This is a genomic window from Nereida sp., assembly GCF_965655635.1.
Taxonomy (GTDB): Bacteria; Pseudomonadota; Alphaproteobacteria; order Rhodobacterales; family Rhodobacteraceae; genus Nereida.
The window spans coordinates 1-25588 of the sequence record NZ_CBFHHE010000007.1; the positions used below are offsets into that span (position 1 = coordinate 1).

The window sequence follows — 25588 nt, forward strand, 5'->3', positions numbered from 1 at the left end:
TCCGTCAGCATGAAAGCCCAATAGGCGGCTGTGACGGCGACGTAGGCCGACAGGCCTTCGGGCCGCGCGGTCGTCACAGTCTGTCCCCGACCATGAACGCTATATCGACCAATCGGTGCGCGTAGCCCATCTCATTGTCATACCAAGCGTAAATTTTGACCTGCGTGCCATTGATAACCATAGTGGAAGGCGCATCCACGATACTCGAGCGTTCATCATTGGTATAATCCGTCGACACCAGCGGGCGTTCTTCATAGCCAAGAATACCGTCCAACTCGGTCTCGGACGCGGCTTTGAAAAGAGCGTTAACCTCTTCAACGGTTGTTTCGCGTTCCACCTCGAACACACAATCGGTCAGTGAGGCATTCAGCAGTGGCACCCGCACGGCGTGGCCGTTCAACCGCCCCTTAAGCTCAGGGTAGATCAGCGTGATCGCCGTCGCACTACCCGTCGTCGTCGGGATCAACGAATTGAGCGCCGAGCGCGCACGCCGCAAGTCTTTGGCGGGGCGGTCCACAATAGTCTGCGTGTTCGTCACATCGTGGATCGTGGTGATTGATCCATGTTTAATCTTCAGGTTCTCATGGATCACCTTCACAACCGGAGCAAGACAGTTCGTCGTGCAACTGGCCGCCGTGACGATGTTGTGGCGCGTCGGATCATAGATGTCGTCGTTCACGCCGTAGACGATATTGGCCGCATCGCCGTCCTTGACCGGAGCGGACACGACGACCTTTTTAACGCCTGCGTCAAAATAAGGTGCGATCTTGGCTTCGGTCTTGAATACGCCTGTGCAATCGATCACCACATCGACACCGTCCAGCGGCAGATCGGCAATGTCGCGGGTGCCAATGAACGGCAGGCGCGTGCCGTCGATGGTCACACTGTCCGCGTCATGGGCAAACTCGGCGTCCCAGCGCCCATGCACCGTATCAAACTCCAGCAGATGGGCGTGCATCTCAGGATCACCCACTGCGTCATTAATCCAAGCAATCTTCGCCCCGCGTGCCAACAGGGGTTTCAAGGCAAATTTGCCGATGCGGCCAAGGCCGTTCAGGGCGTAAACGGTCATCAGGTTATCCTTTGTCTTTGATTTGGCCGAGATCATCCACGGCCTTTTGTAGGGAAATTCGATCAAGCGATGCAAACGGCAGGGCGGTAAACCCCATCATGCGGTTGCGCAATGCGCCGTAGGTCTGACGGAATGCGAGGCTCTTTTCTGCGTGCGTGCCCTGAACTTTGACGGGATCAGGCAGGCCCCAGTGGGCGCTTATAGTCTGACCCTGCCATGCGGGACATTCTTCGTTGGCCGCCTGATCACAAACGGTAAACACAAAATCAAGAGCAGGAGCACCTTCGCCTTGAAACTCCCCGATGGTCTTGGCCCGCAATACTGACACGTCATGGCCGTTGTGCCGCAAAACCTCCAAGGCAAAGAGGTTAAGCTCTGATTTCGGCTTGGTGCCTGCGGAATAGACATTGAACCGATCCGGCGCGAGGTCGCGCAGGATGGCTTCGGCAAAGATCGACCGGGCAGAATTGCCAGTGCAGATGAACAAGACATTGAATTTTTGGTCGGTCATTTCTGGCGCCTTATGCCTGGCATCATTCGGGAAAGGAGAACAAATTTCGGGTCGCCCCCGACAACAGTCTTGAAGAAGGAACCCAATTGTCGCTTGCGTCTCCTCTATATCCACCCGGTAGCGCAGCGACGTGCCGACCCGCTCTTGGCTGATCAGGCCGGTTTGCATCAATGAGGACACATAGATGGAAAGCGTATTGGGCTTAAGGCCGAGCGCATTGGCGAGTTCCGTCGCAGGAACCCGATCAGGATAGCGCCGCATCAGCAGCCGGAACACCGCGAGCCGTTGCGGATGGCCAAGCGTTGAGAGACGGTCGGGGATTAATTTATCCATACTTCATGAATAATTGAAGTATGGACCAAATCCAAATGAAGGTTTTGTAAAAATGCGCCCCCGCTCATCGGACCGGCATCTCAGCAAGGAGCGGCGCATACGCGATCTTGGGTTAACTGCGCTGCAGGTTGACCCTCTGGTTTATGGTGTCCAGCCAACTCACGATATCTTCCCGAGGCGCACCCGAGAACTCGGCAGGTTGTTGAGGATCAAACATGTGCTTCCTTGGATCAAAAACTCTTGGCCCGCGTGTCGTTTTCTTCTTGATCCAAACAGCAGCAATACGGTTTGATTCATCCATTTCCGTAAGATAACGGACCCAACAGTCCTGTCAGACGAAACGAGCTTGAGACAGGCAGTGCGGCTTCATAGCCTCGCCGAACGACAAGAACGTCCCCGTTCCGCTATTTTAAAACAAGCCCGCGTCTGTCCGACCTGCTGAGCATCGCAGATATTCACCTGATGCCCCAAATTGCAGATGCAGCTGACCTGTTGCTGCCATCAAAACTCACTAACATGTTTGCATCAGGACGCCCTATCGTGGCCATTGCGGCACGTGGCACCGGCCTCGCGGATGAGATCGAGGGCGCAGGAATTGCTACGCCCCCCAGTGACGCGCCGAAATTTGCCCGCGCAATCGAACAGCTTTTGAACGACAAAGAGTTACGCAGCAAAATGGGCAAAAAGGCGCGTTTAATTGCGCTCACGCGTTGGGAAAAGAACTCAATACTTACTCGATTTGAGACGCGTCTGCGTGAACTGCTTGGCACGCCTAAACCAAAAGATAAGCCGCGCGGTAATCCACGCACATAGGCACCTCAGACGCCTCTGCTCTTTCCTTGAGCGCTCAAAGCGCATATGCCAGCGGGCAACACTATTGCAGGGCCGGATATGACAAACACACTCTACCAAAATGACCTCCCTGATGACTTGGATTTGGGTCCGGTCGTCGCAATTGACTGCGAAACGATGGGCCTACATCCGAACCGCGATCGACTGTGTGTTATCCAAATGTCAGGCGGCGATGGAAACGCACATTTGGTACAGGTAGCAAAGGGCCAAACCGAGGCACCAAATTTATGCCGCATGTTGACCGATCCAAACGTACTCAAGCTGTTTCACTATGGCCGGTTTGATATCGCGGCTATGGATAATGCCTTTGGTGCCCTAACCGCGCCGGTTTACTGCACAAAAATCGCTAGTCGCCTCATTCGCACATACACCGACCGGCACGGCCTGAAAAACCTGCTTCAAGAACTGTTGAGCGTGGACATCAGCAAGCAGCAACAATCTAGTGATTGGGGTGCTAAAAAACTTACTGACGCACAGCTGGAATACGCCGCAAGTGACGTGCTTTACCTGCACCGCTTGCGTGATGAGCTAAACATCCGCCTTGAGCGCGAAGGCCGCATGGAACTTGCACAACGGTGCTTTGACTTCCTGCCAACACGTGCACAACTTGATTTGGCTGGTTGGCCTGACAGCGATATTTTCGCGCACTCCTGATTTGAGCGGATACTAAACATGACTGATTTCAAAATCCTTGGCCAAGATGTCATCCGTGCCGAATCCGGGGCCCTTGAGACACTTGCCAATCAGCTTGGGGATAGTTTTGAGGCTGCGGCGAAGTTGATGCTTGACGCGACAGGTCGGGTCATTCTTTGCGGGATGGGGAAATCTGGTCATATTGCGCGCAAGATAGCGGCCACACTGGCAAGTACCGGCACCCCTGCACAATTCGTACACCCCGCAGAGGCAAGCCACGGTGACCTAGGCATGCTGGCGAAGGGTGATGTTGTTTTGCTTTTGTCAAACTCAGGTGAGACCCCTGAACTGGCCGATGTGATTGCACACACAAGGCGCTTCAATATTCCGTTAATCGGCATGGCGAGCCGCGCTGACAGCACCCTACTGACACAGTCGGATGTTGCTTTGGTCTTACCTCAACTCGGCGAGGCCTGTGGTACTGGCGTTGTTCCCACGATTTCGACAACCATGACCTTAGCTCTTGGCGATGCTCTTGCGGTCGTTCTGATGAAGCACCGTCAGTTTACGCCAGCCAACTTCCGCGATTTCCACCCTGGCGGGAAACTCGGCGCGCTACTTTCAAAAGTTGGCGATCTGATGCACTCGGGCAGTGCGGTGCCGCTGACCACGGCAAATACCTCCATGCAGGACGTACTCATTACGATAAGTCAAAAAGGCTTTGGCGTGGTGGGAGTGACCGATGACAACGGCACCCTTAAGGGAATTATTACGGACGGTGACCTACGCAGACACATGGATGGGCTTCTTGGCCTGACTGCAGGCGATGTGATGACTGCTGCACCGAAAACCATCTCACCAGATGCACTTGCCGAGGAAGCGGTTGGCCAGATGAATGAACGCAAAATCACATGTCTGTTCGTAGTTGACCCAAATGGACCAGCACAACCTTGTGGGATTTTGCACATACATGACTGTTTGCGCGCCGGACTAGGGTAGGATGGTTCGGGCGGACAACAGATATTCGCGACTGGTTGTTTGGCTGAAAATTACCCTGCCAATTGTCGGTCTTGTTCTGCTGTCGCTGCTGTTTTTGGTCGCACGGCCCGCCACTGATGCCCAAAGCACCGTACCCTATGCCAAAATCGAGATAGATGACATTGTCGCGGATCAGCGCATTTCTGCACCCACCTATTCAGGGGTCACTGCTGAGGGTGATGCTATTGAATTTAACGCTAAACTTGCCGCACCAAATCCAGACAAACCCGACAGCATCATGTCTGAGGGCATTTCAGCGCGGATTGATCTCAAAAGTGGTATGACCATCTCGCTAACGGCGCCACAAGCAAGCGTGGACGAATCAACGCAAACCGCGCGGCTTTCGGGAGGTATTGAGGTGACTACTTCAGCTGGTGTGGTGGTGCGAACTGACGCCGTAACAACATCGCTTGAGACAGCTACGCTGGTGACCGATGGGTCTGTGGAAGCCACCACATCACTTGGCCAGATCACGGCCGGTCAGATGACTTTGATCCAGCAAAACCCCGGCGGTCATGTTCTGGTTTTCCAAAACGGCGTCCAAGTGATATACCAACCATGAATTCTGGAGAGCACCCCATGTTTTTGCGCTTTATCATTGCCGCTTTTCTTTCTATTTCCTTCTGCGTTTCAGCGACAGCGCAACAAGTTGCGTTTGGCAAAATTACTAACAACCCAGATGCGGCACTTGAGATTACTGCCGACCAGTTCAGCGTTAATCAAGAAAACGGTACAGCCATTTTTGATGGTAACGTCGTGATTGGCCAAGGTGTGATACGCCTTGCCGCAGGCCGTGTTTTGGTTGTCTATGCAGAGGGCGACCAAAAAATTGAACGCCTGGAAGCGACCGGAGGTGTCACGCTGGTGAGCGGTGATGACGCGGCAGAAGCGGAGCGCGCCGACTATTCAATTGCAAACAAAGAAGTCGTAATGAGTGGAAACGTCCTTGTAACCCAAGGTCCAAATGCACTGACGTCTGAAAGTATGACACTTGACCTTGCAACTGGTACGGCACGTATGAGCGGTCGCGTGAAAACAATCCTCAACACTGGGCAGAACTGATGCCAGACCTCAAAGTAACCGAAGGGTCCGCGGGACTACGGGTCAGCAACCTACGTAAAAGCTACCGTAAACGGACCGTCATTCGTGACCTATCCATGACATTGGCGCGCGGTGAAGTTGTGGCTCTGCTGGGGCCAAACGGATGCGGTAAATCAACCTGCTTTTATTCAATCGCAGGCCTCGTCACGCCGGAAGGTGGCAAAGTGACGATTGATGGCCGCGACGTAACGACCCTGCCAATGTATCGCCGCGCCAAACTGGGTATCGGCTACCTTCCCCAAGAAATGTCCATTTTTCGTGGAATGAGCGTTGAAGACAACATCGGGGCAATCCTCGAAATTTCTGAGCCGGATCGCGCGATTCGACGCAAACGACTTGATGAATTATTGTCTGAATTCTCGATTGAGCATTTGCGCCGCGCCTCGGCACTTGCACTTTCGGGGGGCGAGCGACGCCGTGTTGAGATTGCCCGCTGCCTTGCCGCTGACCCCAAATATGTGCTGCTGGATGAGCCATTTGCTGGTGTCGATCCCATTGCGGTAGCTGAAATTCGTACCCTCGTTTCAGACCTTAAAACACGCGGTATTGGCGTTTTAATTACCGATCACAATGTGCGGGAAACTCTCGAAATTGTTGATCGCGCTTACATCATGCACAGCGGAACGATCTTGATGAGTGGCACCGCAGCAGAGGTCGTGGCGGATGAGAAAGTGAAGCAAGTTTACCTCGGCCAAAATTTTCACATTTCGTAGCCAGCGCGCAATCTCACTTGACAGAACGCACTGATCCAGCGCCAAATAGGACTAATGAAAGTGGCCAGAACCATCTTTTTTAGCCTGATACTCGGTTGTTACCGCGCCCTTTCATTCAGCCAAAAGTTACCATTTCTTTACATTCATGCGTCAGGCCATGTTGGGCGGAAACGGTTCAAATAACACTGGAGACTTCATGCGATATCAAATCACTGGCAAGCAAATCGACATCGGCGACGCACTTCAAACACATGTCAAAAGCGAACTTAATGACATCGTTGAGAAATACGCAGAACGACCGACGGACGCCAATGTGGTTTTTTCAAAAAGCGGTCATGAACACGTCTGTGAAGCGACCATCCACCTTTCAACCGGACTGACCGCGCAGGCAAAGGCTCATGCGACCGAAATCTATGCGGCATTCGATGAATGTGCTGAGAAAATGGAAAAGCAGTTACGGCGCTACAAACGGCGCTTGAAGGACCACCATAGCAAGCGGAAAGAACCGGTTGAACAATTGGGGGCTTCCTCTTATATCCTCGCGGCGAGTGAGGGCGTTGACGATAGTGAACCGGAAACGTTGCAGCCTATGATTATTGCCGAAGTTGAAACCAAAGTTTCAAAAATGTCAGTCGGTGAAGCGGTTATGCAGATGGAGATTTCCGGAGCGCCAGTGGTGATTTTCCGGAACGAGAGTAACAGTGCGTTTGGGGTCGTCTACAAACGCGACGATGGTAATGTTGGGTGGATCGAGCCCAAAACGTAACAGGGCATCGGCACATCAGCCGAAAAGAGTAGTACAATGAACCTAAGCAATATCCTTACACCAAACGCTGTCCGCGTCTTGGGCAACGTCAGTAGCAAAAAACGACTGCTCCACGATGTGGGTGACATCGCGAATGCGTGCTACGACCTTCAAGGTCCGCGACTGATTGAGGCCCTTATGGAGCGCGAAGCACTCGGGCCAACGGGCGTAGGGCACGGTGTTGCCCTACCCCACGCGCGGCTTGATGATATTGACACCGTAAAAGGCGTATTTCTGCGCCTTGAACGCCCCGTAGATTTTGGGGCGGTTGATCGCCAGCCTGTCGATCTTGTGTTTGCGCTGTTTGCACCCCGTGATAGCGGTGTTTCCCACCTTAAAGCGCTGGCTCTGGTATCCCGGACATTGCGCGATGAAGCGATCTGCGAGAAACTTCGCGCAAATAGCGACCCATCAACGCTATATGCCGTTTTGACTGCTCAAAATATCTCAAAAGCAGCCTAGTTTTCCCAAACTGAGAAACCAAACGCCATATAGTCGCGCTGGTACGCCTCTCGGCACGCGCGTTCGACTTCAGCATCGTAGATTTCTACTAATTCAAACTCAGCACTCGTGTCAGACTGCGTTAACGCGGGACACGCGCTTTTGACCTGTGCCAAAAGGTAAGCAAGCCCCTCAGAAAGCTCAGCCTCTCGGATAACCATATCAGGGCTCATAAACGCGCTAAACCCCTGAAGGATGCTTGATTGACTTGCCCAGTTTGGATCAACGCGGATACTCGTTTTGCCCTCAAGGTTTGCCTTAATGAACTCCAAAAACTTTAAGAAGCCCACTCGGTACCCATCAGGGTCGAACCAGCCTAAGACGTCGATCGGATCATCACCCGCTTTATATGTCTGCCGACCAAGTGGCCCTTTAGTATACATGTCTAACATGAGCGCCCCAAAGGAAGTTTCACCCGCCGCATCAAGAACCTTAGACAGAGCCCTGAGATCTTGAGTAGTGCTCTGCTCGTATACGAGCAACTCATCGGCATCTACCGTCAGGCACCACCGGTCGTAGCCGTAAACAACCATCAACCACGTCAGCCAATCCATCCCAAATCGCGACAACCGATAGCTATGATTGGTGCGCCAAACAGACACATCAGGCGCGCCGTGAAGCAGTTCGGAGCTGCCGTCAGTTGAGCCGTTATCCACCACCAAAAATGCTGTACGCCCAATCTGCGGTAGTGTTCAAAAAGTATGGCAGGCGCGTCCGTTCATTGCGCACGCACACAAAGCACAAAACACTACTCGGAGTGATATTTGCAGTCTTATCGCTGACCAGCGCGAGCTGATCCCGCTTACGCAATGCGCGCCACAAATACCGGCGGCGCTTCCACCGCAATTTATAAGCACCAATGAGACGCGTTAGCATGCCAAGACCCGAAACGTCAGCTACACCAAATCACTGTGCAGCTTGTTGTTGGCCAACCATCTGCTGAAGGTAGTCCAAAAGCTCATCGCGGAGATCATCGCGACCCAAGCCAAACGAGACAGTTGCCTGCAGAAAGCCCGCTTTTGATCCGCAATCAAACCGCTGGCCTTGGAAGCGGTAACCATAAACGCCCCGCTCGTTTTCAATCTCTTTCGCGATCGCGTCAGTCAGCTGTATTTCACCGCCCGCGCCAGATTTGAGCTGACTGAGGTTTTGCAGCGCCTTTGGCGAAAGGATGTAGCGACCAATCACAGCTAGGTGCGACGGCGCATCATCAACCAAAGGCTTCTCAACCATACCTTTAACCGACACCATCGACCCAAGGTCTTCTTGGACATCAAGCATGCCGTAGCTGCTTGATTTCTTTTTGGGGACCTCCATCGCAGCCACCATCGAGCCGCCTGTTTCCTCGTACGCCTCTACCATCTGTTGAAGACACGGCTTATCCGCCGCGATAACATCGTCAGGTAGAATAACAGCAAAAGGCTCATTGGCGATAAACCTACGCGCGCACCCCACCGCGTGCCCCAAACCGAGGGCCTTGTGTTGGCGAATGTAGGCGATTGCCCCACTATCCATGTTGGCATTTTTCAGGACCTCAAGAAGCTCATCTTTGCCCTTTTTGCGAAGCTCTTGTTTAAGGGTTGGGGCATGATCAAAGTAATCCTCAAGCGCTCCTTCGCCGCGAGACGTTACAAAGATGAATTCTTTAATGCCTGCCGCACGCGCTTCATCGATGGCATATTGGATCAGCGGCTGGTCAACCAATGTCATAATCTCTTTTGGCACTGATTTAGTCGCAGGCAAAAACTGCGCGCCCAAACCCGCCACGGGGAAAATAGCTTTTGTTACTTTTTTTCGCATCTGTCGGGCCCTGCATATTACATGCGCACAGGCTCCTGCCCGAATATGTCACCAGTAAGGCAAATATATGGACCAAAATACATTTCCCCGACAGTGGGGAGACTAAACACAGCTATGCCATTGTAATCAGGCTTGACCCATATCGCGCAGCATCTTTTCAATCAAAGGCACGTCTTCTGGATTATTGAGCTCCCAGAACTTTGCGCCATGGGCCTCAACCTCAACACACATCATGGGGCGTGCACGCTCCAAGAACCGAAGCTGCTCAAGACCCTCAAGCCCTTCCAGCGGACCAGAAGCCCATGTGGGATAGGCCATCAACGCCGCAGGCCGATACGCATAAACACCGACGTGATGAAATACAGGCGTGGCATCTTGTGCATCAAAGTTTTGTGCGACGAACGGGATAACTTCTTTGCTGAAATAGAGCGCATTATTATCAGTGCCGAACACAGCCGTTGTCCCACCAACGCGACCGTGCTTGCGGTCGTTCAAAAGGCTGTTCAGCGTCTCGCCATCACACCGCAAAACCGGCGTGGCCACATCAGCAGATGGCGAATTTTTCAGCCCCTCAATCAACGCCTCAACAAACCATGGCGGCGTGAGCGGTGCATCACCTTGAAGATTCACCACAATATCGTGGTCCGCACCAAGGTTCGCATAGGCTTGCGCGCAACGCTCTGTGCCGTTGGCACAGCTCTCTGACGTCATCACGACCTCGGCACCAAAACTCTCTGCCGCTTGGCGAATACGGTCGTCATCCGTAGCGACAACAACTTTATCCGCACCCTTCACGGCCATCGCGGCCCGCCAAGAGCGCTCAATCAAACTGCGCTTCGTGCCGTCAGCGCCGGTAAGTTCAACGAGTGGCTTGCCAGGGTAACGTGTGCTGGCGAACCGTGCAGGAATTACGATGAGAACGGACATATCTAGCCTCGCTTAAGATCAACGCCCGGTGCGTGGGCAATAAAGAACGGGTTTGCATAATCACTTTTGCCGTATTTGAGCGGCGCATGATCGTCAAAACGAATAACCTCACCACCCGCACCATTCAGTACCGCATGGCCAGCTGCCGTATCCCATTCCATCGTACGACCCAGACGCGGGTAGATATCAGCCTCACCCGTCGCAATCAGACAAAACTTCAGCGACGATCCCGCGCTTTTCATATCGCTGACCGCATATTTATTGATGTAATCATCTGTCGCCTGATCGCGGTGAGACTTTGAGGCAACAACAAGCAGGGCTGTATTATCAGGAGATGACACAGCGATCTTCGGCTGCGGACCCACTTTATCTTTTGCAAAAGGCCCGGCCTCTTCAACACTTTCACCCGACGCATTTGTGTAAAACAACCGCTCACGGGCAGGCGCGTAAACAACGCCACGTGTCGGCACGCCGTTTTCAACAAACGCAATGTTCACTGTAAAATCACCACGCCGGTTGATGAACTCTTTAGTACCATCAAGGGGATCAACAATAATGAACGTATCCGCCGTTTGCGTATGAGAGGCAGACTGCTCCTCTGTCACCAAAAGCACATCAGGAAAAGCTGCTCGCAAACCCGCAGAGATAAGCACATCCGCGGCCTCATCAGCGGCCGTTACAGGGCTATCGTCTGACTTGATTTTGATGTCAAAATCATCCGCTTCATAGATTTCCATAATCACATCACCAGCGCGCAAAGCCAACTCGCGGAACACCGCTTCCATCTTTGAGAAATACAAAACTGTTACTCCCGATGTCGAAATCGTTGATAAATTAGCGAAAAAGCGTATGGTCTTTTGTAAGGCTTATGCGACTCTGGTAATGAAACAGCAAGATTTCTGTGAAACCAATGGGCCGCGCGTTGAGCAGGATAGTAAATGTTTAGTTTTGAAGCACGGCCTACCAGGCGCCGAAAAGCCGTTGGTCTACTTGAGTTGATCTACCATGGGATCGTCCGTGACGTCCGCAAAAGTCATGGCAATGCTTTCTTGGCGTTGCTTACCAACATGCTGCAGACAATCATCTTTGTCGCGGCATTCTACGTTATGTTTTCCGTACTAGGCCTGCGCGGCGCAACATTGCGTGGTGATTTCTTGCTGTACATCATGTCGGGCATCTTTTTGTTCCTGTGCCATACCAAAGCCCTTAGCGCAGTTGTCAGTTCAGAAGGTCCGGCATCAGCAATGATGAAGCATGCCCTCATGACCACAGCAATCGCCATATGCTCCTCGGCGCTAGGATCTCTTTATATTCAATTGCTATCGCTATTTTTGGTTCTGTTTGGCTATCACGTAATCTTCACACCAGTCGTCATCGAAGACCCAATGGGCGCGCTTGGCATGCTGCTTTTATCTTGGGCCAGCGGCGTTGCAATTGGGATGGTTCTGTTGGCCCTGAAACCATGGATGCCAGCTGTTGTTGGCATCTTCACCCAAGTGTACAGCCGCGCCAATATGATTGCCTCAGGCAAGATGTTCGTAGCCAATACGCTGCCAAGCTATATTTTGGCGATGTTCGATTGGAATCCACTCTTTCACACAATCGACCAGGCCCGTGGCTTTGTGTTTGTGAACTGCAACCCGCGCTACACAGACTGGGAATATGCGGCCCTTATCACGGTCATATTCCTAATGATTGGTCTGATGGGCGAGTTTTACACCCGCAAACACGCCTCCGTCAGCTGGAGCGCGCGACAATAAGTCAGCTTAAGTTGCGACACGGAGCGTCAGGTTAAGCCGACCGCCGTTGGGCAAAAGCCATGAGGAACCGCCTTTGATGCGGTCAATACCGTGATACGCAAGACGGGCCTGTCCGCCCATCACAACAATATCCCCTGATTGCAGCCAGATGCTTCCCGTATTTCCCCCACGCTCAAGGCCGCCAACACGCAGCAAGCCCTCATCTCCCAGAGAGATGGAAACAACGGGCCACTGAAAATCAGCCTCATCATGATCGCGGTGCAACCCCATACGGGCTGCCTCATCATAAAAATTGATCAAGCAACTGTCAGGCAACGGCGCGTCGCGTGTGACACTGCTCCACACATCAAGGATTTCGCGCGGAATGGCGGGCCAAGCCACGCCAGAAGGATGACACGTTGCATACTGATAACCCGAAGCAGTTGCGGTCCACCCAACACGTCCCGCCGAAGTCATTCTGACCGACATCTGACGACCGGATGGCGTTTGTGGCCTCATCAGTGGTGCCGCCTTAACGATGCCTCGGACTGCATCGACCAACTGCCGCTGTGCGCCAATATCCAATGCAGTTTTATAGATATGAAAGCCCCGAATGCTTAAAGTGGGTCGCATTATCACTTTCCTTCAAATTTCGGTGCATTTATCCAAGGTGCGCCGCTTGCAGCGCCCTACACCCCTCCCTATATACGCTGCGAACTGGGTTGTCCCTCTGTGGACGCCCTTCACCTTGGGATTGAGGCTTGGATGCCGGACATAGGGTCCGCGCCTCACGACATCGCCGGAAAAAGAGGATGACAATTCATGGCTAAAGTTATTGGTATTGACCTTGGGACAACAAACTCCTGCGTCGCCATCATGGATGGTTCGCAGCCCCGTGTTATTGAAAATGCGGAAGGCGCGCGCACGACCCCATCAATCGTTGCATTTACAGACGACGAGCGTCTTGTAGGCCAGCCTGCAAAACGCCAAGCAGTCACAAACCCAGAGAACACTGTTTTCGGTGTTAAGCGTCTTATCGGCCGCCGCGCTGATGATGAGCATCTGGCAAAAGACAAAAAGAACATGCCTTTCGCTGTTATCAATGGCGGCAACGGAGACGCTTGGGTCCAAGCCCAAGACGAAAAATACAGCCCTTCACAGATTTCAGCGTTCATTCTGCAAAAGATGAAAGAAACTGCTGAATCGTACCTTGGCGAAGATATAACACAGGCGGTCATTACCGTTCCTGCGTACTTCAACGATGCACAACGTCAGGCAACAAAAGACGCCGGCAAAATCGCTGGTCTCGAAGTTCTGCGTATCATAAACGAGCCAACAGCAGCGGCCTTGGCCTATGGCTTGGATAAAAAAGAGACACAAACCATCGCGGTTTATGACCTTGGTGGCGGTACATTCGATGTAACGATCCTTGAGATTGATGACGGTTTGTTTGAAGTGAAATCAACCAACGGTGACACGTTCCTTGGTGGTGAAGACTTCGACATGCGCATCGTGAACTACCTCGCAGATGAGTTCAAAAAAGCAAATGGCGTCGACCTGACCCAAGACAAGATGGCGCTTCAGCGTTTGAAAGAAGCTGCTGAAAAAGCAAAAATTGAGCTTTCTTCTGCAAACCAAACTGAAATCAACCAGCCCTTCATCTCAATGGACGGCAAAACAGGCCAGCCGCTTCACTTGGTTGTTAAACTGACGCGCGCGAAACTGGAAAGCCTTGTTGGCGACCTGATCAAAGCGTCAATCAAGCCATGCCAAGCGGCCCTGAAAGACGCAGGTTTGTCTGTTGGTGACATCGACGAGGTTGTCCTTGTTGGTGGTATGACACGTATGCCAAAGGTCATCGAAGAAGTGACAAAATTCTTCGGTAAAGAGCCGAACAAAGGCGTGAACCCAGATGAAGTTGTTGCCATGGGTGCAGCAATTCAAGCCGGTGTTCTACAAGGTGATGTTAAAGACGTTGTTCTGCTTGACGTGACGCCGCTTTCGCTTGGTATTGAGACCCTTGGTGGGGTGTTCACACGTCTTATCGACCGCAACACAACGATCCCAACTAAGAAGTCGCAAACCTTCTCAACAGCTGAAGACAACCAGAATGCCGTGACAATCCGCGTATTCCAAGGCGAGCGTGAGATGGCTGCGGACAACAAAATCCTCGGTCAGTTCAACCTCGAGGATATTCCACCCGCACCGCGCGGCATGCCGCAAATCGAAGTGACCTTCGACATCGACGCCAACGGCATCGTGTCCGTAGGCGCGGCTGACAAAGGTACCGGTAAAGAGCAGAAGATCACAATCCAGGCTTCTGGTGGCTTGTCTGATGAAGACATCGAAAAAATGGTCAAAGATGCTGAGGATAACGCCGAAGCAGATAAAGATCGCAAGGAACTTGTTGAAGCCAAGAACCAAGCCGAGAGCCTCGTCCACTCGACTGAAAAGTCCATGGAAGAGCACGCGGACAAAGTGGACCCAACAACGATCGAAGCGATTGAGTTGGCGATTGCCGCACTCAAAGATGATCTGGAAACAGAAGACGCTGGTAAGATCAAAGGCGGCATCCAGAACGTAACTGAAGCTGCGATGAAGCTTGGTGAAGCGATCTATAAATCAGCGCAAGAAGAAGCCGCTGGTGAGGAAGCCGCACCAGAAGATGGCAACGCCGGTGTTGATGATGATATCTTAGACGCTGACTTCGAAGATCTGGACGACGACAAACGCGCCTAATCCGCGCTAAGGAACCAATGAAGCCAGCCCGCATCCCTGTAAGACGGGTGGGCTGGCTTTTACGTTCCAAAGGGGGAGACCACCCATGGCAAAACGTGACTATTATGAAATTCTAGGGGTCTCAAAAGGCGCATCCGCTGATGAGATCAAGAAGGGCTATCGCACCAAAGCGAAAGAACTACACCCAGACCGTAATGCTGATAATCCAAACGCCGAGGCAATGTTCAAAGAGGCGAACGAAGCCTACGAAGTGCTGAAAGACGCAGAGAAAAAAGCCGCTTACGACCGTTATGGCCATGCAGCCTTTGAAGGCGGTGTGGGCGGTGGCCGACAAGGTGGCGGTTTTGGTGGTGGAAACGGTGACTTCTCAAGTGCCTTTTCCGATGTGTTTGATGACCTCTTTGGTGACTTCATGGGCGGACAGCGCGGTGGGGGGGGGCGTACACGCGCCAGCCGCGGCTCTGACTTGCGCTACAACTTGCGCGTGACCCTTGAGGAAGCTTTTGCCGGTAGCCAGAAAACCATCAACGTCCCAACATCTGTTAACTGTGATACATGTACTGGCACTGGTGCAGACGCCGGGGCCGAACCCGCAACCTGTCCAACGTGTTCAGGCATGGGCAAAGTCCGTGCGCAACAGGGCTTCTTTACCGTAGAACGCACCTGCCCCACCTGCTCGGGTATTGGCCAAATCATCAAGAACCCGTGCAAAGCATGTGGCGGTGCGGGCCGGACAGAAAAAGATCGTTCCCTTTCTGTAAACATTCCTGCTGGTGTTGAAACCGGCACCCGTATTCGCCTTGCTGGCGAAGGCGAGGCCGGAATGCGCGGTGGACCGACAGGTGATCTTTATATTTTCATCGAAGTTGCAGAGCATGAAATCTTTGAGCGTGACGGACAAAGCCTGTTCTGCCGCGTACCTGTTTCAATGACATCTGCTGCTCTTGGTGGCGACATTGAGGTGCCTACAATTGACGGTGGGCGGTCACGAGTGAAGATCCCAGGCGGCAGCCAGTCGGGGCGCCAAATGCGTTTGCGCGGCAAAGGCATGCCCGGACTTCGCGGTGGCGGCGCGGGCGATATGTTCATCGAAATGGCCGTTGAAACGCCTGTAAACCTTACCTCTAAGCAGAAAGAGCTTCTGCGCGAGTTCGAAAAACTGAGCGAAGACAACAACCCACAATCATCAAGTTTCTTCTCAAGCGTCAAAAGCTTTTGGGAAACGATGAAGGGTTAACTGATTCTTTAGAGAATTGGCGCATTCATGGCGTGTCATGAGTGCGCCAGATCAGTTTTCTGAAAACCAAATGCCCTTGTTTGAGGGCCAAGAACTTCTCTTTACCGGCCCAAAAGGCGGGGAGTTGAGTTACGTCAAAGATCATCGGCAACGTCTTCAACACCGTTTCGCCGAAGGTGGCGCGCGCGGAATGCCGGACTACGAATTGCTCGAGTTAGTTTTATTTCGATCACTTCCAAAATGTGATGTGAAGCCAGTTGCGCGGCGGCTAATTGATACGTTCTTAGATATCAACGGCGTGATTTCTGCCCGCCCCGAACATTTAGCTAAAGTCCGCGGTGTGGGTGATTTGGTCATTACCGATCTAAAAATTCTAGAAGCCACATCACACCGAATGGCGCGTACCCGAGTGATGCAAAAAGATGTGCTGTCCAGTTGGGACGCGCTGATAAACTACTGTCACACCGCAATGTCACACCGTGATACTGAAGTGTTCCGTTGTCTTTTCTTGGACCGTAAAAATGTGCTAATTGTCGATGAGGAATTTGGCCGTGGCACCGTCGACCACGTGCTTGTCTACCCCAGAGAAGTTATGCGGCGAGCCCTCGAATTGAACGCGAGTGCCCTTATTCTTGTGCACAATCATCCGTCGGTCGATCCAACGCCGTCAAAATCTGACATATCCATGACACTAACCATGGAAAGCGCTGCCCAATCACTTGGGCTGACACTTCATGATCACTTAATCATCGGCAAATCGCGCGAGGTCAGCATGCGCTCAGACGGCTACCTCTGACCGCAAACCTCAGCCGCGACACGGACAAACCGTTAAACGCGCCCGTGACAGTGCTTGAACTTCTTACCAGAACCACAGGGACAACTATCGTTACGTGATGGATTACCCCAAGTCGTAGGGTCACTTTCGACAAAACCCTCAACAGCGTTTTCATTGTCGGACGCAGGGACGGCATCAGCCGGCGCTTGTAGCTGTGCCTGCTGTGCGGCCATCTGCGCCATCATCGCTTGCTGCTCTTCCTCAGTTAGAGGGCGGATTTGAGCCAACTTCTGGGTTACATCGCCACGAAGACCATCGAGCAAAGCCTCAAATAACTGAAAGCTGTCGGTCTTGTATTCGTTCAGCGGATCGCGCTGCGCGTATCCACGGAACCCTACAACAGAGCGCAAATGTTCAAGAGCGATCAGGTGCTCACGCCATTTTGTATCGATGGTGTTCAAGAGAAGCTGCTTTTCAATGCTCCGCATGCTGTCTTCACCAAACTGCTGCGACTTTTCAGCCATCATTGCATCGGCGGCTTCCTCAAGACGCTCAAGGATAATCTCGTCATCAACACCTTCTTCGTCTGCCCAATCCACAATCGGCAGATCAAGGGCAAGACGCTCAATCGCCTGTGCCTGCATGGTTTGCGTATCCCATTGGTCTGCATAAGTTTTTGGCGGCATAAACTCATCGACCAAATCTTCAATCACCTGATCGCGCATATCTTTGGTAATTCCAGACACATCACGGCTTTGCATGATTTGAAGACGTTGATTGAAGATCACCTTGCGCTGGTCGTTCATTACGTCATCAAATTTAAGCAGCTGCTTGCGAATATCAAAGTTGCGACCTTCAACTTTCGCCTGCGCTTTCTCGAGTGATTTATTGACCCATGGGTGCACAATCGCCTCACCTTCAGCCATACCGAGACGAGACAGGACTGCCTCAAGGCGCTCAGAGCCAAAGATGCGCATCAGGTCATCTTCAAGCGACAGGAAAAACGACGAGCGTCCCGGATCCCCCTGGCGTCCAGAACGCCCACGCAACTGGTTATCAATCCGACGGCTTTCGTGACGTTCAGTTGCCAGAACATAAAGGCCACCAGCCGCAAGAACCTTCGCCTTTTCATCCGCCACCGACGCTTCGATTTCAGCGCGCAACGCTTCTGGATCAGCATCAGGTTTCTCAGCAAGCGCTTCCATGACCTGCATATCGACGTTGCCGCCAAGCTGAATATCCGTCCCGCGACCAGCCATATTTGTAGCAAGTGTTACCGCGCCAAGGCGACCGGCCTTTGCAATGATCTGCGCTTCTTGCTCGTGCTGACGTGCATTTAGAACGTTGTGCTCGATACCTTCGGCAGTCAGTACTTGGCTGATATATTCGGATTTTTCGATTGAGGTCGTCCCGACCAAAACAGGCTGACCATTTGCGTTTGCAGCCTTCAGCGCGTCAACAACAGCTTTGTATTTCTCGTCAAATGTACGGAAAACTTGATCATGCTCGTCCACGCGCTGGATGGGCCGGTTTGTCGGAACTTCGACAACGCCCAGCTTATAAATTTCACCAAACTCTTGTTCTTCAGTTTTGGCAGTACCGGTCATACCGCCCAACTTGGAATACAGACGGAAATAGTTTTGGAACGTGACAGACGCGAGTGTGACGTTTTCAGGCTGAATAGCTACGCCTTCTTTCGCTTCAATCGCTTGGTGCAAACCATCTGACATACGGCGGCCCGGCATCATACGGCCCGTGTGCTCATCAATGAGGACCACTTCGCCGTCGCGCACAATGTAGTCTTTGTCTTTGGTAAAGAGTTTATGTGCTGAAAGTGCTTGGTTCACGTGGTGCACCAACGTTACGCTTTCAGGGTCATACAACGTTTTCTCAGCATCAAGAAGACCGCCCTCACGCAGGCGTTGCTCAAGCCATTCGTTACCTTCTTCAGAATACGTAACGTTGCGGGTTTTCTCATCAATCGTGAAGTGTTCCTCGCTTAGCTCGGGGATGATCGTGTTCACGACTTTATACAGTTCAGACCGATCCTGCGCAGGACCAGAGATAATCAGCGGCGTGCGCGCCTCATCAATCAAGATCGAGTCAACCTCATCGACGATCGCAAAATTGTGGCCTCGCTGCCCCATCTGGTCCAGCTCAGAACGCATGTTGTCACGAAGGTAATCGAACCCAAGCTCATTGTTAGTCGCGTATGTGATATCGGCGGCATAGGCTTGCTTTTTCTCAGCCTCTGGCTGCTGTGGGTAAACAACACCCGTGCTCAAACCCAACGCGCCATAAACCTTAGACATCCATTCCGCATCACGTCTGGCCAGATAATCGTTAACCGTCACGATGTGCACGCCCTTGCCGCTGAGCCCGTTCAGATAGGCGGGGAAAGTCGCAACGAGGGTTTTACCCTCACCGGTTTTCATTTCAGCAATGTTGCCTTGATGCAGGAAAATACCCCCCATCAATTGCGTATCAAACGCCCGCAATCCAAGGGCACGGCGCGCACCCTCACGACAGTTGGCAAAGGCTTCGGGCAGAAGACTATCAAGGCCTTCACCGCCGGCAATACGCTCGCGAAACTCGGTTGTCTTTTCAATTAGTTGCTCATCGGTAAGCGCTTGGAAGTCAGGCTCGAGCGCATTGATTTTCTCAACAAGTGGACGCGTCGATTTAACTTTACGATCGTTCGGAGTGCCAAAAACCTTCTTGGCGATGGTGCCTAAACCCAACATGTGTCTTCCTTGGCCGATGGCCCCAATAAAAATGTCATAAGACGGGTGGTTGCCCGTCCCGACCTGCAGCCATACATAAGAGCTTAACAGGCAGTCTCAAACCTCGAAGGCGTAAGTGCTGTAAAGGATGTAAGGGCCGCCTATGTTAGTGTCAACGGCACCATCCATGGGGCCACGAAAGGATCACGAAATGGTAAAACCCCTTAATTTTATTGGCGCAGCTTTGTTGAGTACTTTTGCCGCCACGTCCTTGCAGGCCCAAGATGCCTCAACCGTGATTACCTCGGTCAATGGCACCGACATTACACTTGGCCACGTCATCGCATCGCACGCGCGCTTGCCGCAACAATATCGTGATTTACCGCCAGAAGTCTTGTTTCAGGGCATCATCGATCAACTAACCCAACAAGAGCTGCTCGCCCAATCTCTTAAAGACACACCCGCACGCGTCACAACTACTTTGCAAAACGAACGACGCTCGCTGCTGGCAGGTGAAGTGATTGACGCACTGTCGTCCGACGCTGTCGCAGAAGACGCGCTTAAGGCGGCGTATGAAGCGCAGTACGCTGATGCTGATTTGGGCAAAGAATACAACGCCGCGCATATTTTGGTGGAAACCCAAGACGAAGCAACCGCATTGGTTGAGCAGCTATCAGATGGCGCTGACTTTGCGGAACTGGCTAAAGAAAAATCAACTGGCCCATCTGGTCCGAATGGTGGGGATTTGGGGTGGTTTGGAACCGGCGCTATGGTTGCGCCGTTTGAAGAAGCGGTCGTGGCGCTGTCTGTCGGTGAAGTTTCACAACCCGTCGAAACCCAATTTGGCTGGCACGTGATTTTGTTGAAGCAAGATCGCATCGCATCCGCTCCCAGCCTTGATGAGGTGCGCGCAGACCTGTCACAACGACTGCAACGTGAAGCCGTTGATAGCTATGTCGCTAATCTTCTTGAGGGCGCTGATATCACTGCGGCAGACCTTTCAGCAATCGACCCGTCAATCATTTCTAACTACGAACTGTTGTCTGAATAAATGACCATATCGCCCCTCGCCCCAGCTAGTTTTCCCGTTGTTCCGATGATCTCGGGCGTACGCTTTGCGACTGTCGAAGCTGGCGTACGCTATTCAGGCCGCAAAGATGTGATGCTTGCACATCTTCAAGCCGGCACATCAATCGCAGGGGTTTTCACAACGTCCGCAACCCGCGCGGCACCCGTTCTGGACTGTCAGGCCAAACTTGGTGGCGACCCCTTTGGCGAGGCAGCAATTATCGTAAACTCCGGAAACGCCAATGCGTTTACGGGATCGGGCGGCGCAGAGGCAGTGGCGAATGTCTGCACAGCGGTTGCCGATACACTCGGGATTGATCCTCAACGGGTGTTCTCATCGTCAACTGGCGTGATCGGTGAAGCCCTGCCATTTGAGAAGATTACAGCCAAGCTTTATGAGCTGAAAGAAGGTCTCTCACCAGGCAAGCTGAAGGGTGCCGCCGAAGCAATAATGACGACAGACACGTTCCCCAAGGCGGCAGGCGGACAGATTGATATTGACGGAAAAACAGTATCGATCACCGGCATCGCCAAGGGGTCTGGCATGATTGCGCCCGATATGGCCACGATGCTGGTTTATATCTTCACCGATGCAAAGATCGCACAACCGGACCTGCAACAGATGGTGTCCGCAATTAATAGCAAAACCTTCAACTGCATCACTGTAGACAGCGATACATCTACTTCCGACACACTCATAATGGCCGCGACGGGCGCATCGGACGTTGACGTGATGGGTAACACAGACTTTGCGCAGGCACTTGAGACATTAATGCGGGACCTCGCTCATCAAGTCGTACGTGACGGCGAAGGTGCAACCAAATTTGTAACAGTGAACGTGACCGGTGCCGACAGTGAGCCTGATGCGAAGCGTTGTGCGCTCTCAATCGCGAATTCACCCCTCGTCAAAACGGCGATCGCGGGTGAAGATCCAAACTGGGGTCGTATTGTTGCTGCTGTGGGCAAATCAGGCGCAAAGGCGGACCGAGACACCCTTTCCATTAGCTTTGGTGACATCCGTGTGGCTGAGAATGGTTGGGTCAGCCCAAGCTACGCCGAAGAACAGGGTGCGGCGGTGATGAAAAAGCAAGACATTGTAATCAACGTGGACCTTGGCGTGGGAGCATCCGATGCAACCGTGTGGACCTGTGATTTGACCCACGGCTACATCACAATCAACGCTGATTATCGCTCATGAAGACGGTTCTTGTCTCTGCTGTAGCTTTGATTGACGTTGATGGTCGCGTTTTACTTGGCCAGCGCCCAGAAGGTAAATCCATGGCAGGTCTGTGGGAATTTCCGGGCGGGAAAGTCGAAACAGGCGAAACACCAGAGGCGGCTTTGGTACGTGAGTTAAACGAAGAGCTTGGCATAGATACGTGGGAGAGCTGCCTTGCGCCGCTTACCTTCGCGTCGCACTCCTACGAAAAATTTCATCTTTTGATGCCGCTGTTTGCATGTCGAAAATGGAACGGCACGCCCCAGTCACGCGAAAACCAAGCCTTAGAATGGGTGAAAGCGAACGAACTAAGCAATTATCCAATGCCTGCCGCAGACATTCCGCTCATCCCCATTTTGCGTGATTGGCTTTAGGTTCGTACTTTCGACACCGATCTTCGGCCTCAAGATAGCAAGATTTCTTGGTTACATTGTCTGAGTTGGTCGTAGATGGAACCCGAAAATGCTTAGAACAATTCAGATTGGAAGTGGCGTGTCCGTACAAGGGATTATGATTAGGGCCCTCGAAAACGGCAAGCTACTCATCAGAGTTGGTGACAAAACTTTTGAGGGGTTTTCGGTCTAACCAGTATGTACTGAACCCAAAAAACCGCTGACACAGAAAAAAGGGCGCCGATAAGGCGCCCTCTGTTATTTCAAATTACCGGTGTTAGCCGACGCTACTTCCAATCAAGAAAGCGTGCGCTCAACTTCTTCACGCTCAAAGATTTCGATCACATCATTGGCGCGGATGTCGTCGTAATTCTCAAACGCCATACCACACTCTTGACCTGATTGAACTTCGGGAACCTCGTCCTTGAAGCGCTTCAATGTCTTCAATGTGCCTTCATGGATCACCACGTTATCACGCAGCAAACGGACGCCAGCAGACCGACGGGCAACGCCCTCGGTCACCAGACAACCGGCCACTTTACCAACATTAGACACCTTAAAGACGTCCTTGATGTTCGCATAGCCAATGAAGTTCTCTTTGATCTCCGCGGAAAGCAGACCACTTGCGGCTGCTTTAACGTCGTCTACCAGATCATAAATGACCGAATAATAACGGATCTCAACGCCCTTTTGGTTCGCCACGTTACGCGCAGTAGCATTTGCACGGACGTTAAAACCAAAGACAGGCGCGCCAGACGCTTCAGCAAGGCCGATGTCAGATTCAGTGATCGCACCAACACCAGAGTGAAGCACACGAACACGAACTTCTTCGTTACCAATTTTGTCCATCGCTTGGCTGATCGCTTCGGCAGAACCCTGAACGTCAGCTTTTACAACGATTGGCAGCTCAGTCATAGACTCGTCTGCTTTCGCATTCGCCATTAATTGCTCAAGCGTCGTTGCAGCTCCAGCGGCCGCACGTTTGTCTTTCGCAGCCTGACCACGATATTCCGCAATTTCACGGGCCTGCGCTTCGGTTTCAGTCACGTTAAGCACATCACCAGCTTCGGGTGTGCCGTTAAGACCAAGTACCTCAACAGGAACTGATGGACCTGCTTCTTTCACCCGCTCACCTTGGTCGTTAACCAATGCACGGACTTTACCCCATTGCTCGCCGACAACAAAAATGTCGCCTTGCTTAAGGGTACCTGTCTCAACCAAAACCGTCGCAACCGGACCGCGACCAACATCAAGCTGAGCCTCGATCACAGCGCCGCGCGCAGCCCGGTTCGGGTTGGCTTTCAGCTCGAGAAGCTCAGACTGTAGGCTGATCGCCTCAAGCAACTGATCAAGGCCAGTCCCGTTGATGGCAGACACTTCAACATCTTGCACTTCGCCCGACATCTTCTCGACGATCACTTCGTGCTGAAGCAAATCAGTCCGAACTTTGTCGGCGTTTGCAGCAGGGCGGTCGATCTTGTTGATCGCCACGATCATCGGAACATTCGCTGCTTTCGCGTGGTTAATCGCTTCGATCGTTTGCGGCATAACCGCGTCATCCGCAGCGACCACCAAGATAACGATGTCTGTTACCTGCGCACCACGTGCACGCATTGACGTAAACGCTGCGTGACCAGGTGTATCAAGGAAGGTCAATTGCTTGCCGTTCTGCTCAACCTGATAGGCACCGATGTGCTGGGTAATGCCACCGGCCTCGCCCGCAACAACGCGCGCATTCCGGATCGCATCAAGCAACGAAGTTTTACCGTGGTCAACGTGACCCATCACAGTAATGACCGGTGGACGTGCCTCAAGATTTTCAGGCGCATCTTCGATCTCGGTGATGACATCTTCCACATCAGAATCGGAGACCCGAACCACTTTGTGGCCAAATTCTTCGATGATGAGTTCCGCAGTATCCGCATCAATCGTCTGTGTCTGCGTCGCCATGATGCCATTCGTCATCAAAGACTTCACCACATCTGCAACGCGCTCGGCCATACGGTTTGCGAGTTCGGACACCACAATAACTTCGGGGAGCTGTACGTCACGTACAACCTTTTCGCGCTCAACTGCACCGCCCATAGCTTTCTGACGTTGGCGTTCTTGCTTACGCTTCATCGCCGCCATTGAACGTTGACGCCCACCTTCACCACCCGAAAGGGCTTGGTTCAGAGTAAGCTTCCCGCTGCGGCGGCCATCATCGTTACCGCGGTTTTTATTGCGTTTGTTGTCACGGTCGTTATCCGCTTCGCGACGAGGAGCAGCCGTCAGCTTGCCGGGACCGCGTAGCGCAGCCGGTGCGGCAGGTGCTTCAGCAGGCGCAGCAGCACGTTTCGCAGCTTCTTCGGCTTCGCGAACCTTGCGTGCATCCTCATCCTTTTTCGCTTTCAGCGCTTCTTCACGAGCACGCTCTTCGCGATCTTTGGCTTCCGCTTCTTCGCGGCGGCGTGCACGGCTTTCCGCGCGGGCCTTCTCTTCTGCTTCTCGCTTCACAGCATCTTCGGCTTCGCGGGCTTTCGCCTGCTGCAAAGCCTTCATACGGCGTTCCATTTCCGCGTCGGAAATACCTGCGGGACGCTTCGATGGATCGCCCGCAACGAGACCTGCACCAGGTTTCGTCTGTGAGCCACCACCCGGCTTGGGCACCATTACGCGCTTGCGCTTAGTCTCCACCACGACGTTCTTCGTACGTCCGTGACTAAAGCTCTGCTTTACGTTACCAGGTCCGCCGCGGCGAACGCCCAATGTCTTTTTACCGTCGTCTTCACTCATCGAGTGCTTTTCCTTTCCGACGCGCCTTCACGCCGTTCCATTCACGTATCGCTTCCAGTTTGGCTGCGGTCTCAACGATACCATCGGTGAGCCCACCAGGTGCGAGTGCGCCGTGTATCACACTTTCTCGCCCAAATGCCAAACCCAATTCATTTGCCGTCAAACAGCCGATAAATCGACCATAGTGTGGCGTACTCAACTTTGACTTGCCCCGCTCGGAACCGTCGCTTGCTTGCAACAGAACCTCTGCATACTCCTTCACCAGCCAGTCTTTTACTTTCTCAAATCCGACAACCGCGTGGCCTGCTTTGCGAGAAAGCGCCATCAAGTTCCCAAAACGCGCAACCAACGCATGATCCACAACAGCGATCAGATCATCAGGCGCAACCACCTTTGCCTTGGCGGCCTTGCTGAACAAACCCTTCTGCTGGGCAAGCTCCAAAGCTTCTTTGGCTGCTGACACGTATATACCGCGTCCTGGCAATTTTTCCATCACGTCAGGGTAAATGTGATTATCCGGCCCTACCACAAAACGGATCAAACCGCCTTTTGGTTGCACGTCACCTGTCGCAATGCACTTACGTTCAGGGCCGTTAGACCGGTCTTTATCAGCACCACCGCGCGTCATGTTCAAG

25 protein-coding genes are annotated in these 25588 nt (G+C 52.7%); 15 read left to right on the forward strand and 10 right to left on the reverse strand.

Annotation, left to right across the window (positions count from 1 at the left end; translation table 11 throughout):
- Positions 1-73 precede the first annotated feature (73 nt).
- On the reverse strand, positions 74-1072 hold the full coding sequence (locus tag ACTF5M_RS03565; RefSeq protein ID WP_438959713.1) for an ArsJ-associated glyceraldehyde-3-phosphate dehydrogenase: 999 nt from the start codon (positions 1070-1072) through the stop codon (positions 74-76).
- Positions 1073-1076: 4 nt separating this feature from the next.
- Positions 1077-1916: an ArsR family transcriptional regulator gene (locus tag ACTF5M_RS03570; RefSeq protein WP_438959714.1), complete on the reverse strand. Its 840-nt coding sequence runs from the start codon at positions 1914-1916 to the stop codon at positions 1077-1079.
- Between the two features lie 426 nt (positions 1917-2342).
- Between ACTF5M_RS03570 and ACTF5M_RS03575 the strand changes: the two genes are divergently transcribed.
- From ACTF5M_RS03575 to ACTF5M_RS03610, 8 genes are all read left to right on the forward strand, one after another.
- Entirely contained in the window at positions 2343-2729 is a 387-nt protein-coding gene (locus ACTF5M_RS03575; protein WP_438959796.1) for a glycosyltransferase, read from the forward strand.
- 78 nt (positions 2730-2807) lie between these two features.
- Positions 2808-3422 carry a ribonuclease D gene (locus ACTF5M_RS03580; RefSeq protein ID WP_438959715.1) on the forward strand — a complete coding sequence of 205 codons (615 nt, stop codon included), beginning with the start codon at positions 2808-2810 and terminating at the stop codon, positions 3420-3422.
- 18 nt (positions 3423-3440) lie between these two features.
- Positions 3441-4400, forward strand: coding sequence for a KpsF/GutQ family sugar-phosphate isomerase (locus ACTF5M_RS03585; protein ID WP_438959716.1), 960 nt, complete (start codon positions 3441-3443; stop codon positions 4398-4400).
- Position 4401: 1 nt separating this feature from the next.
- Positions 4402-5001, forward strand: a complete 600-nt coding sequence (locus ACTF5M_RS03590; protein WP_438959717.1) for an LPS export ABC transporter periplasmic protein LptC — start codon at positions 4402-4404, stop codon at positions 4999-5001.
- On the forward strand, positions 4998-5501 hold the full coding sequence (gene lptA, locus ACTF5M_RS03595) for a lipopolysaccharide transport periplasmic protein LptA (protein ID WP_438959718.1): 504 nt from the start codon (positions 4998-5000) through the stop codon (positions 5499-5501). Before ACTF5M_RS03590 ends, lptA begins: the two co-directional genes overlap by 4 nt.
- Complete coding sequence (gene lptB, locus ACTF5M_RS03600) at positions 5501-6253, forward strand: LPS export ABC transporter ATP-binding protein (RefSeq protein ID WP_438959719.1); 753 nt, start codon at positions 5501-5503, stop codon at positions 6251-6253. Before lptA ends, lptB begins: the two co-directional genes overlap by 1 nt.
- 196 nt (positions 6254-6449) lie before the next feature.
- Complete coding sequence (gene hpf, locus ACTF5M_RS03605; RefSeq protein ID WP_438959797.1) at positions 6450-7019, forward strand: ribosome hibernation-promoting factor, HPF/YfiA family; 570 nt, start codon at positions 6450-6452, stop codon at positions 7017-7019.
- Positions 7020-7055: 36 nt separating this feature from the next.
- On the forward strand, positions 7056-7520 hold the full coding sequence (locus ACTF5M_RS03610; protein WP_438959720.1) for a PTS sugar transporter subunit IIA: 465 nt from the start codon (positions 7056-7058) through the stop codon (positions 7518-7520).
- Here ACTF5M_RS03610 and ACTF5M_RS03615 read toward each other — a convergent pair.
- The 4 genes from ACTF5M_RS03615 to cysQ all read right to left on the reverse strand — a co-directional run bounded on the left by ACTF5M_RS03615 (position 7517) and on the right by cysQ (position 11071).
- A complete protein-coding gene (locus ACTF5M_RS03615) occupies positions 7517-8218 on the reverse strand; it encodes a glycosyltransferase family 2 protein (RefSeq protein ID WP_438959798.1) in 702 nt (233 codons plus the stop codon). The genes ACTF5M_RS03610 and ACTF5M_RS03615 overlap by 4 nt on opposite strands.
- 247 nt (positions 8219-8465) lie before the next feature.
- Entirely contained in the window at positions 8466-9359 is an 894-nt protein-coding gene (locus tag ACTF5M_RS03620) for a UTP--glucose-1-phosphate uridylyltransferase (RefSeq protein WP_438959721.1), read from the reverse strand.
- Positions 9360-9485: 126 nt separating this feature from the next.
- Entirely contained in the window at positions 9486-10286 is an 801-nt protein-coding gene (locus ACTF5M_RS03625; RefSeq protein ID WP_438959722.1) for a 3-deoxy-manno-octulosonate cytidylyltransferase, read from the reverse strand.
- A 2-nt stretch (positions 10287-10288) separates the two neighbouring features.
- Positions 10289-11071: a 3'(2'),5'-bisphosphate nucleotidase CysQ gene (gene cysQ, locus ACTF5M_RS03630; protein WP_438959799.1), complete on the reverse strand. Its 783-nt coding sequence runs from the start codon at positions 11069-11071 to the stop codon at positions 10289-10291.
- Between the two features lie 153 nt (positions 11072-11224).
- On the opposite strand from cysQ, the gene ACTF5M_RS03635 reads away from it, so the two are divergent.
- Positions 11225-12046 carry an ABC transporter permease gene (locus ACTF5M_RS03635; RefSeq protein ID WP_438959723.1) on the forward strand — a complete coding sequence of 274 codons (822 nt, stop codon included), beginning with the start codon at positions 11225-11227 and terminating at the stop codon, positions 12044-12046.
- 6 nt (positions 12047-12052) lie between these two features.
- Here ACTF5M_RS03635 and ACTF5M_RS03640 read toward each other — a convergent pair whose 3' ends face one another.
- A complete protein-coding gene (locus ACTF5M_RS03640; protein WP_438959724.1) occupies positions 12053-12658 on the reverse strand; it encodes an alpha-ketoglutarate-dependent dioxygenase AlkB family protein in 606 nt (201 codons plus the stop codon).
- 189 nt (positions 12659-12847) lie between these two features.
- Here ACTF5M_RS03640 and dnaK point away from each other — a divergent pair, with 189 nt between their 5' ends.
- From dnaK to radC, 3 genes are all read left to right on the forward strand, one after another.
- Positions 12848-14764: a molecular chaperone DnaK gene (gene dnaK, locus ACTF5M_RS03645; protein WP_438959725.1), complete on the forward strand. Its 1917-nt coding sequence runs from the start codon at positions 12848-12850 to the stop codon at positions 14762-14764.
- A gap of 85 nt (positions 14765-14849) precedes the next feature.
- Positions 14850-16001: a molecular chaperone DnaJ gene (dnaJ, locus tag ACTF5M_RS03650; RefSeq protein ID WP_438959726.1), complete on the forward strand. Its 1152-nt coding sequence runs from the start codon at positions 14850-14852 to the stop codon at positions 15999-16001.
- Between the two features lie 37 nt (positions 16002-16038).
- On the forward strand, positions 16039-16797 hold the full coding sequence (gene radC / locus ACTF5M_RS03655; RefSeq protein ID WP_438959727.1) for a RadC family protein: 759 nt from the start codon (positions 16039-16041) through the stop codon (positions 16795-16797).
- Positions 16798-16829: 32 nt separating this feature from the next.
- Here radC and secA read toward each other — a convergent pair whose 3' ends face one another.
- On the reverse strand, positions 16830-19520 hold the full coding sequence (gene secA, locus ACTF5M_RS03660; protein ID WP_438959728.1) for a preprotein translocase subunit SecA: 2691 nt from the start codon (positions 19518-19520) through the stop codon (positions 16830-16832).
- 190 nt (positions 19521-19710) lie between these two features.
- Here secA and ACTF5M_RS03665 point away from each other — a divergent pair, with 190 nt between their 5' ends.
- From ACTF5M_RS03665 to mutT, 3 genes are read left to right on the forward strand one after another with little or no spacing between them, the layout of a single operon-like run.
- Entirely contained in the window at positions 19711-20550 is an 840-nt protein-coding gene (locus ACTF5M_RS03665) for a peptidylprolyl isomerase (protein ID WP_438959729.1), read from the forward strand.
- Positions 20551-21765, forward strand: coding sequence for a bifunctional glutamate N-acetyltransferase/amino-acid acetyltransferase ArgJ (argJ, locus tag ACTF5M_RS03670; protein WP_438959730.1), 1215 nt, complete (start codon positions 20551-20553; stop codon positions 21763-21765).
- Positions 21762-22160 carry an 8-oxo-dGTP diphosphatase MutT gene (mutT, locus tag ACTF5M_RS03675; protein ID WP_438959731.1) on the forward strand — a complete coding sequence of 133 codons (399 nt, stop codon included), beginning with the start codon at positions 21762-21764 and terminating at the stop codon, positions 22158-22160. Before argJ ends, mutT begins: the two co-directional genes overlap by 4 nt.
- 315 nt (positions 22161-22475) lie before the next feature.
- Here mutT and infB read toward each other — a convergent pair whose 3' ends face one another.
- Together infB and ACTF5M_RS03685 are read right to left on the reverse strand one after the other, a co-directional pair.
- A complete protein-coding gene (infB, locus tag ACTF5M_RS03680) occupies positions 22476-24953 on the reverse strand; it encodes a translation initiation factor IF-2 (protein WP_438959732.1) in 2478 nt (825 codons plus the stop codon).
- On the reverse strand, positions 24946-25581 hold the full coding sequence (locus tag ACTF5M_RS03685; protein WP_438959733.1) for an RNA-binding protein: 636 nt from the start codon (positions 25579-25581) through the stop codon (positions 24946-24948). The genes infB and ACTF5M_RS03685 overlap by 8 nt, the downstream gene beginning before the upstream one ends.
- Positions 25582-25588 lie beyond the last annotated feature (7 nt).